General features: G+C 72.7%; 13 protein-coding genes. 8 read left to right on the top strand and 5 right to left on the bottom strand.

The window, feature by feature from the left end; genetic code table 11:
* Positions 1-232: 232 nt before the first annotated feature.
* A complete protein-coding gene (locus ACZ6ZQ_RS12640) occupies positions 233-1,003 on the bottom strand; it encodes a S1 family peptidase (RefSeq protein WP_469768516.1) in 771 nt (256 codons plus the stop codon).
* 250 nt (positions 1,004-1,253) lie between these two features.
* On the opposite strand from ACZ6ZQ_RS12640, the gene ACZ6ZQ_RS12635 reads away from it, so the two are divergent.
* Together ACZ6ZQ_RS12635 and ACZ6ZQ_RS12630 are read left to right on the top strand one after the other, a co-directional pair.
* Positions 1,254-2,153, top strand: a complete 900-nt coding sequence (locus ACZ6ZQ_RS12635) for a hypothetical protein (protein ID WP_469768515.1) — start codon at positions 1,254-1,256, stop codon at positions 2,151-2,153.
* 24 nt (positions 2,154-2,177) lie between these two features.
* Positions 2,178-3,890, top strand: a complete 1,713-nt coding sequence (locus ACZ6ZQ_RS12630) for an ankyrin repeat domain-containing protein (RefSeq protein ID WP_469768514.1) — start codon at positions 2,178-2,180, stop codon at positions 3,888-3,890.
* A 239-nt stretch (positions 3,891-4,129) separates the two neighbouring features.
* On the opposite strand, the gene hsaD is transcribed toward ACZ6ZQ_RS12630, so the two are convergent.
* Complete coding sequence (gene hsaD / locus ACZ6ZQ_RS12625; protein WP_469768513.1) at positions 4,130-4,999, bottom strand: 4,5:9,10-diseco-3-hydroxy-5,9,17-trioxoandrosta-1(10),2-diene-4-oate hydrolase; 870 nt, start codon at positions 4,997-4,999, stop codon at positions 4,130-4,132.
* A 351-nt stretch (positions 5,000-5,350) separates the two neighbouring features.
* On the opposite strand from hsaD, the gene ACZ6ZQ_RS12620 reads away from it, so the two are divergent.
* From ACZ6ZQ_RS12620 to ACZ6ZQ_RS12595, 6 genes are read left to right on the top strand one after another with little or no spacing between them, the layout of a single operon-like run.
* Positions 5,351-6,511 carry an ABC transporter substrate-binding protein gene (locus tag ACZ6ZQ_RS12620; RefSeq protein ID WP_469768512.1) on the top strand — a complete coding sequence of 387 codons (1,161 nt, stop codon included), beginning with the start codon at positions 5,351-5,353 and terminating at the stop codon, positions 6,509-6,511.
* A gap of 7 nt (positions 6,512-6,518) precedes the next feature.
* Entirely contained in the window at positions 6,519-7,454 is a 936-nt protein-coding gene (locus tag ACZ6ZQ_RS12615) for an ABC transporter permease (RefSeq protein WP_469768511.1), read from the top strand.
* Positions 7,442-8,299, top strand: a complete 858-nt coding sequence (locus ACZ6ZQ_RS12610; RefSeq protein ID WP_469768510.1) for an ABC transporter permease — start codon at positions 7,442-7,444, stop codon at positions 8,297-8,299. Before ACZ6ZQ_RS12615 ends, ACZ6ZQ_RS12610 begins: the two co-directional genes overlap by 13 nt.
* Entirely contained in the window at positions 8,296-9,369 is a 1,074-nt protein-coding gene (locus ACZ6ZQ_RS12605) for an ABC transporter ATP-binding protein (RefSeq protein ID WP_469768509.1), read from the top strand. Before ACZ6ZQ_RS12610 ends, ACZ6ZQ_RS12605 begins: the two co-directional genes overlap by 4 nt.
* On the top strand, positions 9,366-10,010 hold the full coding sequence (locus ACZ6ZQ_RS12600) for an HAD family hydrolase (RefSeq protein WP_469768508.1): 645 nt from the start codon (positions 9,366-9,368) through the stop codon (positions 10,008-10,010). Before ACZ6ZQ_RS12605 ends, ACZ6ZQ_RS12600 begins: the two co-directional genes overlap by 4 nt.
* A gap of 25 nt (positions 10,011-10,035) precedes the next feature.
* Positions 10,036-10,791 carry a GntR family transcriptional regulator gene (locus ACZ6ZQ_RS12595; protein WP_469768507.1) on the top strand — a complete coding sequence of 252 codons (756 nt, stop codon included), beginning with the start codon at positions 10,036-10,038 and terminating at the stop codon, positions 10,789-10,791.
* Between the two features lie 252 nt (positions 10,792-11,043).
* Here the strand turns inward: ACZ6ZQ_RS12595 and ACZ6ZQ_RS12590 are convergent, their stop codons facing one another.
* The 3 genes from ACZ6ZQ_RS12590 to ACZ6ZQ_RS12580 form a co-directional block, all read right to left on the bottom strand.
* Positions 11,044-11,613 carry a phosphonate degradation HD-domain oxygenase gene (locus ACZ6ZQ_RS12590; RefSeq protein WP_469768506.1) on the bottom strand — a complete coding sequence of 190 codons (570 nt, stop codon included), beginning with the start codon at positions 11,611-11,613 and terminating at the stop codon, positions 11,044-11,046.
* Positions 11,610-12,713: a 2-trimethylaminoethylphosphonate dioxygenase gene (gene tmpA / locus ACZ6ZQ_RS12585; protein ID WP_469768505.1), complete on the bottom strand. Its 1,104-nt coding sequence runs from the start codon at positions 12,711-12,713 to the stop codon at positions 11,610-11,612. Before tmpA ends, ACZ6ZQ_RS12590 begins: the two co-directional genes overlap by 4 nt.
* 179 nt (positions 12,714-12,892) lie before the next feature.
* Positions 12,893-13,282, bottom strand: a complete 390-nt coding sequence (locus ACZ6ZQ_RS12580) for a guanyl-specific ribonuclease (RefSeq protein WP_469768504.1) — start codon at positions 13,280-13,282, stop codon at positions 12,893-12,895.
* Positions 13,283-13,410 lie beyond the last annotated feature (128 nt).

Below are 13,410 nucleotides of genomic sequence, written 5' to 3'. Positions count from 1 at the left end.
CCTTGTAGCGGAGCTACCAGGGCTTTTGGCCAACGCAGCGAGGGTGCGTGCCGGGCGGCGCGACAGGGCAAAGCTTGCCGGGAGGGGCACTAGGGAGTGTCTTCGAAGTAGCGTCGTCCGCCCGAAGGGCGGGCCGGGCGGCGTCTGGTGCTGGGGGCACCTCCGTGCCCGAAGGGCTACGGGGGAGTGCGTGCCAGGCGCCGCCGGGCAGACGGGACTTTGAAGACACGACCTAAAGCGTCGCGGCCGCGGACCTGATCGCGGAGGCGAAGGTGGAGACCTCGGTGTAGACACCGGGGAGGTTGGGCCGTGCGCAGCCCTCGCCCCAGCTGACGATGCCGACCTGGATCCAGGCTCCGGCGTTGTCGCGGCGGAACATCGGGCCGCCGGAGTCACCCTGGCAGGTGTCGACGCCGCCCTGGGTCAGGCCGGCGCAGATCTCCTCGTTGGAGATGAGGCTCGGGTAGGACTGCTTGCAGGAGGCGTCGGAGACGAAGGGGACCTGCGCCTTGAGCAGGTAGCGCTGCTGGGCACCGCCCTCACGGGCCGCGCCCCAGCCGGCGACGGTGAAGGTGCCGTTGTTGTACGCCGTCGTGTCGGCGATCTTCAGCGTGGGCAGGTTGATCGGCTGGGCGAGCTTGATCAGCGCCCAGTCCTTGCCGTTGCCGTTGTAGCCGGGGGCCTGAAGGACCTTGGTCGACCTGACCTTGATGGCGCTGGGGCTGCGGAGGTCCACGACTCCGGCGGTGGCGGTGATGCTCGTGTTGTTGCCGGAGCCGCTCACGCAGTGCGCGGCGGTGAGGACGATCTGCTGGGTGAGGAGTGAGCCGCCACAGCCCATGGAGAGCCGGACCATGAAGGGGAACTCGCCCTGGGCGGCGCGGGTTCCGCCGACGACCGGCGGCGGGGCGGCGAACGCGGAGGTGGGCTGCAGACTGACGGCCGCGAGTATGACGGCGCCGGCGGCAGCGCATCTCTTGAGGACGCGTATGAGCTTGTTCAAGGGTCTGCCTTCTTTCGTGGGGGGTTACACGTACACGCAGGCCGAGCCCGTGCCGTCGGGTTTGTGGCATGGGCTCGTCAAGGCGTGGTCCGGATTATGGGGAGGCCGCCAGGCGGCCCACAAGGCGCACTTTTCGGCCATACGTCTCGGCGCGAAGGGAGCGCGGAGCGCCGTAGAGTTGAGAGCGGCCGACCGTCGTTCAGGCTGCTGTGAGGGCCGGCTTCGTACAGCACCCACAGGGGGTACGGGCGTGACGAACGGCAGCGAGGTCGTGCACGGCTTCCCGCATCTCGACACCGTGCGGGTGGCGATCACCGCACTGCACAAACGGCTGTCGTACGACGGTGTGCGCGCCTACGCGAGCAGCGTCTCCCCGGCCGACGTCGCCTTCTCGGACCAGGACGATCTGCATCTCGGGGCGCAGCGGGTGGCCCATGCGCTGGTGCATCAGCTGCGGCTGCCGGAGGCCCGGATGATCGTGAGCTTCCGGGAGATGCACCACGCCGCGAGTGTGGAACTCGCGGCGGGGCCGGAGTACTTCATCGAACTGAACGACCGCTTCCGCACCCATCGCCGGGACATCGGGGCGGCTCTCGCGCACGAGATCACGCATGTGCTGCTGCACCGGCTGGACCTGAGGTTCCCCGGCACCCGCGACAACGAGATCCTCACGGACACGGTGACGACGTATCTCGGGGCGGGGTGGCTGCTGCTGGACGCGTACCGCGAGGACGAGGTTTCCAGCCAGAAACTGGGCTATCTGACGCCGGAGGAATTCGGGTACGTGCTGGCCAAGCGCGCACTGGTCTTCGGCGAGGATCCATCGGTCTGGTTCACCAGCCCGCAGGGCTACACGGCCTATACGAAGGGCCGGGCGCAGGCGCTGCGGGACGCGCAGCAGCCGCCGCTGTCCGCGGCCGGGTGGAACGGGCGGCGGCGCTATGCGAAGGACCGGCGGTACGCCCAGGACCACCCGGGTCCGGGGAGTCCCGGCCACGGCACGCCGTACGCCTTCGAGCGGGCGCCGGGCGGGGGGCTGCGGGTGTCGTTCCCCTGTCCCACGTGCCACCAGCGCATCCGGGTGCCGGTGCGGGGGCGGGTTCGCGCGCGCTGCGCGTTGTGCCGGACGATTCTCGAATGCGACACCTGAGGGGGTTTCCGTAGGGTTTTCGGTATGAGGACCGAAGACCCTGACCTGCACAGCGCGGACGGCGCGGACGGCCCGGACGGCTCGAACGGTCCGGACCTGGCCGGAGGGCTCTTCGGGGCCCTGTACGGCGACGACGACGCGGTGGTGCGGGCGCTGCGGGCGGGTGCGCCGGCCGAGGCGGCCGACGAGGACGGGACGACGGCGCTGTACGCGGCCGCGTCCCGGGGGCGTGCGGGCGCGGTCCGGCTGCTGCTCGCGGCCGGGGCCGACCCGGACCGGGCGAGCGGCCCGGACGGCGCGGAGCTGCCGCTGTGCGGGGCTGCGGTGTGGGGGCGCACCGAGGCGATGCGGGCGCTGCTGGCGGCGGGGGCGCGGCCCGATCTGGAGGAGGACGCCGGGTTCCGAGCGTTGACATGGGCCTGCCGGCAGGGCCACGCCCAGGCCGTGCAGGTCCTCCTGTCGGCGGGCGCCGACCCGGACCTGCCCGGCCCCGGTGGGGAGTCCCCTCTGGTGACGGCGGTCCGGCGCGGGTCCCCCTCCTGCGTCCGCGCCCTGCTGGAACACGGCGCCCGGGCGACGGCGGAGGCTCTCGCGGAGGCCCGCAGATGGCTGGCGACCGATGTGGAGGCGGAGCTGCGCCGGGGGCTGGAGGAAACGTACGGCGACGGGTACGAGACGGTGTCCCGGCGCGTCGAGGAGGACGGCGGGGTGACGGTGGTCGTGGAGCTGTTCCACGGCGACGGCCAGGTGGCCGGGAACGAGCAGCAGACCGGGCACGCGGCGATTGCCACGCTTCTGGAGAAGGAGCTGGACGTACGGGCCCCGTTCGAGGAACTGGCGGGGCGGGCGTTGAGGTCCGGCGACCCGTACGGCGACGACTGGTCCGAGTCGGCCGCCGCGCTGTGGCACCGGGCCGACGAGGAGACCTTCCGGGCCGCGGCGGCGTGGTGCGGCAGCGACGACCCGCTGCGGCAGACGTTCGCCGCGGATGTGCTGGCCCAGCTGGGGCTGGTGGGTGCGCCGCGTACGGAGGGCGGCGGCCCGGCCGGCCAGGGCCAGCCGTACGGGGCGTCCGGGGGCCACGGCGCCTCCCGGCACAAGGCTCCTGAGCATGAGGGGCCCGCCGGAAAGGGGGCAACCGGATCATGGCACGAGGCGTCCGGCGGGGACGGGACACCCGGAGAGCACGCTGGGTTGTCGGCACGGGTGGTGCCGCTGCTGCGGGAGCTGGCACGGGAGTCGACGGAGCCGGAGGTGATCCAGTCGGCGGTGCTGGGCCTCGGGCACCACGGGGATCCGGCCGCGTTGCCGGAGATTCTGCGGCACGCCGCGCACCCGGACCCCGATGTGCGGTACCGGGTGGCGCTGGCGCTCGGCGGACTGGTGCCCGGCGGGCACAGCGAGGGCATCGAGGTGCTGATCGCGCTGAGCCGGGACGGTGACGAGCGGGTCAGGGACTGGGCGACGATGGCGCTCGCCGGCGTGGACGCCGACACCCCGGAGATCCGGACGGCACTCGCCGACCGCCTCGGCGACGACGACACGGACACGGAGGCGGAGGCGGCCTGCGGCCTGGCGATGCGTCAGGATCCGCGGGCCGTCGGGGCGTTGACCCGCATCCTCGCGGACGAGGACCCGGAGGGCTATGCCTACTCCATCGCCGAAGAGGCCCTGGAGTACGTCGAGGACGAGCGCGTCAGGCGCCGGCTGGAGTCGGTCGTGCCCCGGTCGCGCTGACCGGGGCGCCGCGGACGCGGCCCGAGCGCGCGGCCGACTCGCGCTGCCCCACGGCACGGCGGACGGGCCGGTGCACGGGCCCTCGCACCGCCGGCGCGTCGGCGCGCCGGCACACCGAGCCGTTCCGGCCGCCCGGGGCGCGCGGCGGGACGGCCGGTACGACGAAACCGTCTCGAACACCGAAGGCGTGGGAGGGCGCGCCCGGACGCCGGGACACCCTCCGTCGCCTCCGTACCCGGTCAGGACCCGCTCGGGTCGGTGAGGAAGTCGGCGGCCAGGCGGTGCAGTTCGGCGGACGCCTCGGCCAGCACCCAGTGGCCGCAGCGGGGAAGGACGTGCAGCCGCGCGTCCGGCACGGACCTGAGCGCGAACAGGGCGCCGTCGAGCGGAGTGACCCGGTCCTCGCGGCCCCAGACGAGCAGGGTGGGACGGTCCACGCGAGCGGCCTCGCGCCACAGCATCATGTCCTGCTGGAGGTCGGGGCGGGCCAGCGCGGCGCCCACCCGGGCGCCGCCGAGGCGGGCCTCGGGGTCCATGGCCCGGGCGTACCTCTCCTCGACGAGCTCGTCGGTGACGACGGCCGGGTCGTGGACCAGGGTGGTCAGGAAGGCACGCATCTGGTCGCGCGTCGGTTCGGCGGCCGTCGCGAAGTCGACGAGGCGCCTGATCCCCTCGGTGGGTTCCGGCGACAGCAGCCCTACGGACAGGCCGGCGGGGCTCACGAGCAGCAGCCTGCCGACCCGCTGCGGGTGGTCGAGGGCCAGTCGGGCGGCGGCGCCGCCGCCCAGCGAGACTCCCAGGAAATGGGCACGCTCCAGGGCGAGTTCGTCCATGAGTGCGGCGACAGCGTCCGCACTGAACGTGTAGTAGTCGCGGTCCGGCACGGGCTTGTCGGACGCGCCGAAGCCCGGCTGGTCGACGAGGAGAGTGCGGAACCGCTCGGCGAAGAAGGGAAGACTCCGGCCGAAGTTGGACCATGCGGAGGCACCGGGACCGCCCCCGTGCAACAGGACGAGCGCGGGCGCGTCCACAGGACCGGCCTCGTGGTAGTGGAGGGTGAGGCCGGAGGAGATCCTGGCGGTGCGTGAGGTGCTCGCGTAACTGATCATCACCCCATCGTGTCCTGCCGGCCCGCGCTTGCGCACCCGGGCCCGGCACTCCTCGGCGGGCGCACGGCCGAATCCGGCCACCCCGCGCGGCCCGTGGACCACTCCGCCCGGCGCGTGGGCCACTCCGCCCGACGCGTGGGCCACTCCGCCCGGCCCGTGAGGCGTCCCACCCAGCCCGTTGGCCACCCGCCCGGCCCGTGGGGGCATCCCCGATCCGCCCGGTAATCGCACCGCCAACGATGCCTCGCGTTCACCGTCGGGACACCACGACCCCCCGTAATGACGGAGCTGTATGGACAACAGTTGTCCATACAGCTTCGGCCCCGCTTCGGCTTCCCTCCTGGAGTACGCGTGACCAGCACCACCCGCCCCGCCCGCGCCGCCGCGCTCATCGGCGCCCTTGGACTCACCGCCCTCACGCTCACGGCCTGTGGTGCCGCACCCGACAAGGGTGCCGGTGCCGCCGGTGGCAAGAACATCGGCTCCGCGGCCTCGGCGGCCGACGCGGGCGGGATGGACGCCCTGGTCGCCGCCGCGAAGAAGGAAGGCACGCTCAACGCGATCGCCATCCCCCGCGACTGGGCCAACTACGGCGCGATCATCGACGGCTTCACCAAGAAGTACGGCATCAAGGTGAACGTCGAGAACCCCGACGGCTCCAGCCAGGACGAGATCAACGCGGTGAAGACCCGCAAGGGCCAGGACCGCGCCCCCGACGTCCTCGACCTCGGCGCCGCTTTCGCCCAGGCGGCCGGCGCCCAGGGCCTCACCGCCCCGTACAAGGTCACCGCCTTCGACAAGATCCCCGAGACGCAGCGCGACGCGCAGGGCCGCTGGTTCAACGACTACGGCGGCTATGTCTCCATCGGCTGTGACGCCAAGCGCGTCAAGGTCTGCCCCCAGACCTTCGCCGATCTGCTCAAGCCCCAGTACAAGGGCCAGGTCGCCCTCAACGGCAACCCCACCAAGTCCGGCTCCGCCTTCGGCGGTGTCTACGCCGCGGCCATCGCCAACGGCGGCTCCTTCGACGACATCCAGCCCGGTATCGACTTCTTCGGGAAGCTGAAGAAGAACGGCAACTTCAACCCCGTCGAGGCCACCCCGGCCACGGTCGAGAAGGGCGAGACCCCGATCACCATCGACTGGGACTACCTGAACTCCGGCTACGCCGGGCAGTTCAAGCCCAAGGGCATCGACTGGCAGGTCGCCGTCCCCTCCGACGGCATCTACGCCCAGTACTACTCGCAGGCGATCAACAAGGACGCCCCGCATCCGGCCGCCGCCCGCCTCTGGCAGGAGTACCTGTACAGCGCCGAGGGCCAGAACCTGTGGCTGAAGGGCTACGCCCGCCCGGTGCTGATGCCGGCGATGACCGCCGACGGCACCATCGACAAGGCGGCCGCGGCCGCCCTCCCGGCCGTCGAAGGCACCCCGAAGTTCCCGACCGAGCAGCAGACCGCCAAGGCCAAGGAGACCCTCGCGTCCGGCTGGGCCGCGGCCGTCTCCGGGTGATCCGCCGATGACCCTGCTCCACTCCCCCGCCCGCGCCTCGGCCGGTACCTCACCGGCCGCGGGCGCGGGCCCCCGGCCCGGCGGCCGCAGGCACCGCGGGCGCCACTCCTGGGCCTGGCTCGCCGCCGTGCCGCTGTTCCTCCTCGTCGCCGTCGCCTTCGGGCTGCCCGCCCTGGCCATGGCCGACGGTGCCTTCACCGTCACGGACCCGGCCACCGGCGCAGCCGGCGGGTACGGCCTCGGCAATCTGACCCGCTCGGTCGACGGCGCCTACCGCACCGCCCTGCTCGGCAGCGTCAGGCTCTCCGCGCTCACCGCCGCCGCGGGCACACTCTTCGGGCTGCTCCTCGCCCAGGCCGTGGTCAGCTCGCGCGGCCGCGCGCTGCGCGAGGCCGTGCTCACGGCGTCCGGCGTGCTCGCCAACTTCGGCGGTGTACCGCTCGCCTTCGCGTTCGTGGCCACCCTCGGCAACGCGGGCGTCCTCACCACCCGGCTCGGCCTCGGCGAGCACGGCTGGTCGCTCTACGGCTTCTGGGGACTGGCACTGACGTATCTGTACTTCCTGGTGCCGCTGATGGTGCTGACCGTGGCGCCCGCGCTCGACGGACTGCGCGCCCAGTGGCGGGAGGCGGCTCGCGACTGCGGCGCCTCCACCTGGCAGTACTGGCGGCACATCGGCATCCCCGTGCTGATGCCCACCCTCCTCGGCGGGTTCGTGCTGCTCTTCGGCAGCGCCTTCGCGGCCTACGCCACCGCCGCGGCGATGGTCGGCAGTTCGGTGCCGCTCGTCACCCTCCAGATCGCCGACGCGCTCTCCGGCAACGTCCTCGTCGGCCAGGAGAACGTGGCGCTCGCCCTCAGCCTCGACATGGTGCTGGTCGCCGCGCTGGTGATGGCCGTCCATCTGCCCCTGCAGCGAAGGAGCACCCGATGGCTCGCCTGACCCGCTCCGCCGTGCTGCTGGTCGCCGGGGTGTACTTCCTGGTGCCGCTGATCGCCTCCGCCGTGTTCACGCTCGACATCCCCGGACAGGGCCTGACCCTGTCCTCGTACACCAGGATCATCAGCGCGCCCGGCTTCACCGGCAGTCTGCTGCTCTCCCTCGGACTGGCCGCGGCGACCGTCGTCCTCGTCCTGCTGTTCACCGTCCCCGCGGCGGTCGCGGCCCGGCTCTCGGCCCCGCGACTGCGGTCCGTGCTGGAGATCGTCTGCACCCTGCCGCTGGTCGTACCGCCCGTGGCACTGACCGCCGGAATCGGGACGGTGCTGCGCTGGGGGCCGGAGAAGCTGTCGACGACGCCGCTGTACCAGACGTTCGTGGCCGTGCAGAACCCGGACTTCCCGTTCGTGCTCGTTCTCGCGTACACGGTGATGGCGCTGCCCTTCGTGTACCGGGCGCTGGACGCGGGGCTGCGCTCCGTCGACGTGCGCACCCTGGTGGAGGCCGCGCGCGACTGCGGGGCCTCCTGGCCGCGCGCGCTGGTGTCGGCCGTGCTGCCCAATCTGCGCGGCGCGCTGCTGAACGGCTCGTTCCTCACCCTCGCCCTGGTGCTGGGCGAGTTCACCGTCGCCTCGCTGCTGGGCTTCCAGCCGTTCGCGGTCTGGATCGTGCAGGCGTCCGGCTCCGACGCCCGCCTCTCGGTCGCCGTGTCGCTGCTGAGCCTGCTGCTGACCTGGGTGCTGCTGCTGGCGCTGACCACGCTGGGCAACCGCCGCCGTCGAGCCCCCCGGGCTGCTCGTACCTCGGCTCGCACCCCTCGTACCTCAGAAGGAAAGACCTCCCGATGACGATGCTCGAAACGCCGGTACGCACCGGCGCGGATCTGCGGCTGCGCGGACTGCGCCGGGCGTTCGGCGCCACCGTCGCCCTCGACGGCCTCGACCTGGACGTCGCACCAGGCGAACTGCTCGCCCTGCTCGGCCCGTCCGGCTGCGGCAAGACCACCGCGCTGCGGGTGCTCGCCGGCTTCGAGCGGCCGGACGAGGGCCAGGTGCTGCTGGACGGCGAGGACATCGTGCCGGTGCCCGCCAACCGCCGTGACACGGCGATGGTGTTCCAGTCGTACAGCCTCTTCCCGCACCTCACGGCCGCCGACAACGTCGGGTTCGGACTGCGGATGCGCAAGGTGTCCGCGGCCGAGCGGCGGGCGCGCGCCGCCGAACTGCTGGAGCTCGTCGGCCTCCCCGGCCATGGCGACCGCTTCCCGCACCAGCTGTCCGGCGGCCAGCAGCAGCGTGTCGCACTCGCCCGCGCGCTGGCGCTGCGCCCCCGGCTGCTGCTGCTCGACGAGCCGCTGTCGGCGCTCGACGCACAGGTGCGCGTGACCCTGCGGGAGGAGATCCGCAGGCTGCAGCTGGAGCTGGGCATCACCACCGTGTTCGTCACGCACGACCAGGAGGAGGCGCTGTCGATGGCCGACCGGGTCGCGGTCATGAACGGCGGCCGGCTCGAACAGTGCGCCACCCCGACCGAGTTGTACGCGCGCCCCGCGACGGACTTCGTCGCGGAGTTCATCGGCACCATGAACCGGGTGCCCGCGCAGGCGGTCGAGGGCGGTCTGGTCGAGGTGCTCGGTGCCCGGCTGCCCGTCGAGGGCGACACGCCCGCGCCGGGCGCGGTGCATGCGCTGATCCGCCCCGAGGCCCTGGACGTCGTGGTGGACGCGGACGGCCCGGCCCGGGTCACCGGCACCGCCTTCCACGGCCCCACCACCCGGGTGCGGGTCACGCTCCCCGACGGAACGGTCGTCAAGGCGGACGTGCCGACGCACGCCGCGGCGGAACTCACGCCGGGCGCGGCCGTGTCCGTACGCCCGCAGGAGCGACCCGTCCTGGTCACCCGTGGCGGCGCCGAGTGAGCGCACTGCGAGGAGTGCTGTTCGACATGGACGGCACCCTGGTCGACACCGAGGGCGTCTGGCTCGATGTCGTGGAATCAGCGGCTGAGCGCCGCAGCCGCACCCTGGGCGCCGAGCGGCGTACGGCCGTGACGGGCCGCTCGGTCGGGGACACCGCGGCGATGCTGCACACGTATCTGGGCGCGCCGGAGGAGGAACTCGCCGCCGAGCTGGGCGCGGAATTCGCCGCCCGGCTTTCGGCGGCGGTCGAGCCGCGCCCGGGCGCGCTGCGGCTGCTCGCCGCGCTGCGCGCGCAGGACGTGCCGACGGCGCTGGTCTCGGCATCGCCGCGGGCGGTCGTGGAGCAGGTCGCGGGGACGCTGGACGGACATCGTTTCGACGCGTTGTTCGGCGCCGAGGACACCGTACGGACGAAGCCGGAGCCCGACCCGTATCTGGCGGCGGCCGCGGCGCTCGGCGCCGACCCGGCTCAGTGCGTCGCCGTGGAGGACAGCCCCACGGGTGTCGCGTCGGCCCGTGCGGCGGGCTGCCGCGTCCTGGCGGTGCCCTCGACCGAACCGCTCGCGGCTGCCGACGGGGTGACCCTCGCTCGGTCGCTCGCGGACGTCGACCCCGAGCTGCTGAGCTCGCTGGTGCCATGACGAGGCGACATGACAGGGTGAGCGCGTGAGCGAAGGACGGCAGAGGACGCCGCTGTATCTGAAGGTCGCCGCCGATCTGCGTACCGCCATCACGGCCGGCGAGTACGGCTCCGGGGCGAAGCTGCCCGCGGAGGACGAACTGGCCCGCCGTTACGGCGTGTCCAGGGGCACGGTGCGCCAGGCGCTCGCCGCGCTGCGCACCGACGGGCTGATCACCTCGCGGCGCGGTACCCGCAGAGTGGTGCTCGGCGCGCCGCGCCTGCACAGCTTCGGTGAGCTGCGCAGCTTCACCCGCTGGGCACGGTCTCTCGGCGAGGAGCCGGGGGGCCGGGTGGTGGCGCTCGACCGGGTCACGGCGAACGAGGAGGAGGCGGAGAAGCTCCGCCTTGCGGACGGCGCGATCGTGTACCGGGTGCGCCGGCTGCGTACGCTCTCGGGCACCCCGGTGATGGTGGAGCGCACGACATATCCGGAGCGGATCGGCGAGCTGGTCGCCGGAATGCCGCTGGACACGGTCTCGTACTCGGAGCAACTGGAGCTGCACGGCGTGCTGTTCGCGGACGCCCGGCACACGATCGATCTGGTGCAGGCGGACGAGGACGACGCGGAGCTGCTGGGCTGCCGGGCCGGGGAGGCGCTGCTGCGGGAGCGGCGGCATTCCACCGACCCGGCGGGGTCGCCGGTGGAGTGGTCGCAGGACCGGTATCTGCCGGGAACGGTCGCGTTCACGATGCAGAGCTCGACGGCGACGAGCGCGCTGGGCCGCCGGCTCAGCCCCTGAGCCGGGGGCCGGTGCCCCGGCCCGCCCCTTCCCGAATCGGAGGCTCTGCCCCCGAACCCCCGCTCCTCAATCTCCCCCTACGCCCTGCGGGCGTGGGGGGACCCCCAGAGGGACTCCATTGGAGCCCGTCCGGCGATTGAGGACACGCCCGAAGGGCGTACGGGGGTCTGGGGGCTTGCCCCCCAGTTACGGGAAGGGGCGGGGTGGGGAAAGAGGCCCGCCGCAGGCGTCGCCGCCCAGGCGCTCAGCCGGTCACCGCGCCTGCGGCCGCAGCAGACTCTCCAGCAGCGGCCGGAAGTGCGCGAAGTCCGGGGTCGCCATCTCCGGGTCCTTCGCCTGCTCGTCCCAGCGGCGTACGGCGACGGCGTCGCGCCCGCCGGGGTGCGCCTCGAAGGCCCGTGCCTGCTCCTCGGTCATCGGACCGCCCTGGACACGCAGGGTGTGCACGGACGCCTCGGAGAGCAGGTCGAAGTAGCCGGGCTCGACGGCGCACAGGTAGCGTTTGGCGGCGACGTGCAGTCGTACGGGTTCGGTCACCTCGGGCCCGAACCACCGGTCGAGCCAGTCGGCTCCGGTGTGGCTGTGCCGGTTGTCGGTGCCGTGCTCCATCAGGTCGCGGCCGGTGACCGTGCCCTGGAAGTGGCCGACGTCGTGCAGCAGCGCGGCGGCGACCAGGTGCGGCGGAGCCCCCGCGGCCTCGGCGAGAGCGCCGGCCTGGAGCATGTGCTGGGCCTGGGTGACGGCCTCGCCGAAGTACTCGGCGCTGCCTTCGCCCTCGAAGAGCGCGGCGAGGGTGTCGAGGGGACTCACCTCGGTGTTCATGCGGCACCTTCCTTGAGGTCGCGGCGGAGTACGGCCAGGGTGGACGCGAGGCCGTCGATGTCGGCGTAGGCGCCCTGGAGGTGGCGGTCGCCGGATTCGGCGAAGGCCGTACGGGCGTGCAGCAGCCGGGTGTTGTCGAAGATCAGGCAGTCGCCGGGGGTGAGCCGGAAGTCGAGCTGCAGCTCGGGGCGGAGCAGCAGCTCGCCGAAGGTGCGGTACGCGCCGTAGAAGGCGTCGAGCACCTCGGCCGGCTGGTGCAGGGTGCCGATGGAGCGGTTGTTGAAGCGGATCTCCCGGATCCGGCCGAGTGGGTCGGTGCCGATCAGCGGCCGGTGCGCGCGCAGTTCGGTGCGGTCGTCGGCGAAGGCGAACGGCACGGGGACGCGCGTGAGGATCTCGTACGCGCCGGGATCCTCGGCCCGCAGCAGCGCCGCGGCACGGAAGCCGTCGACGAGGCCGGAGTCGCCGCCCTGGGCCGCGTTGGTGAGGCAGTGCAGCAGCTGGAGGGTCGGGACCGGGTCGCGGTAGGGGTTGTCGGTGTGCGGGGTGATACGGGCACCGGTGAAGGCGAGGTTGTTGGGGTCGGCCTCGACGCGTACCTCGAAGAGCGGGCCGTAGTTCGTCTCACGTACGAATCCGAAGCTCCCCGCGACGTCGAGGACCTGCCGGTCGCGGACGGGGACGCCGCGCAGCAGGACGAAGCCGACCCGCAGCACGCTCTGGAGGGCGGCGGACTTGGCGGCGGGGTCGCTGGTGTAGGCGGCCCAGTCGGCCGTGGGGAGCCGTCCCTCCAGGTCGGCGGCGACCCACAGCTCCTTGTCGTCCTCGGTGCGGCCGTCGCCCGGGACGGCGTAGGCGCCGGGGAGGTGCGCGCCGAGCCAGCTCTCGGCGTAGACGGAGCGGTGTCCGTCGGGGGCCCAGACGACCTCGTGTGCGGGCGCGCCGTCCGCGGTGAGCGCGTCGTGGACGGAGTCCACGGCGAGCCCGGCGGGCAGTTCGGTGATCTGGAACAGCTTCTGGCCGTTACGGGGGTCCCGGCAGCCGGTGCAGGGACAGTTGTCGCGCAGCCAGAACGGCGGTGCGGACGCGAGGGTGGACATGAGCGGAGCTCCATGTTGTACAGACAACTTTCTGAACAGCAGGGAGCCTGGCAGGAAGGGGTAGCCCCGCGGTTACGGCGAAGTGGACGGCGGAAAGAGCCGTGCCGCCGGCCCAGAGGGGGAAGGGCCGGCGGCACGGGATGGAGGGGGTCAGAGCACAGGATGGGACAGCGGGCGGATCAGCAGCCGTAGTCGACGAGGTCGAACGACCGGTAGTGGTCGGCGGTGTAGTAGTCCTCCTGCGACGACTGCCCCGTGACGATCCGGCGGGCACCGCGCGTGGACGAGCCGGGCGTCTTCACCGTGTACTCGTGGTAGTAGCCGGCCGAGTGGGCCGGGAGGACGCTCTCGCGGTTCTGGAAGACCGTCCCGTCCTGCGGGTACGGGAACGGGCCGCCGTTCTCGATGAGCTCAAGGGTGTCGTGGGCCTGGGAGGGCAGGTCGGAGTAGCAGATCTCACCGACCGCGGTGGCGGCGGTCGCCGGGGCTGCGACGGGTCCGCCGACGACGAGGGCGGAGATGAGGGCGGCAGCGCCGCCGAGCATGGTGAACCGTGGGGGGATTCGCATGGCGTCATGATGACGCGCGTAGAACTTGTCGCGTCAACGTCAACCGCGAGGTGTTTTCGCGTAATTCACCTCCACCACCGGGCCGTCACACATCTGATGCGCGAACGTCCTTGCGCGGTAACCGGGTT

It is taken from the genome of Streptomyces sp. NPDC053673 (assembly GCF_055585225.1).
Note: the sequence above shows the minus strand (reverse complement) of the source record. Positions and strands in the feature narration are given on the sequence as shown.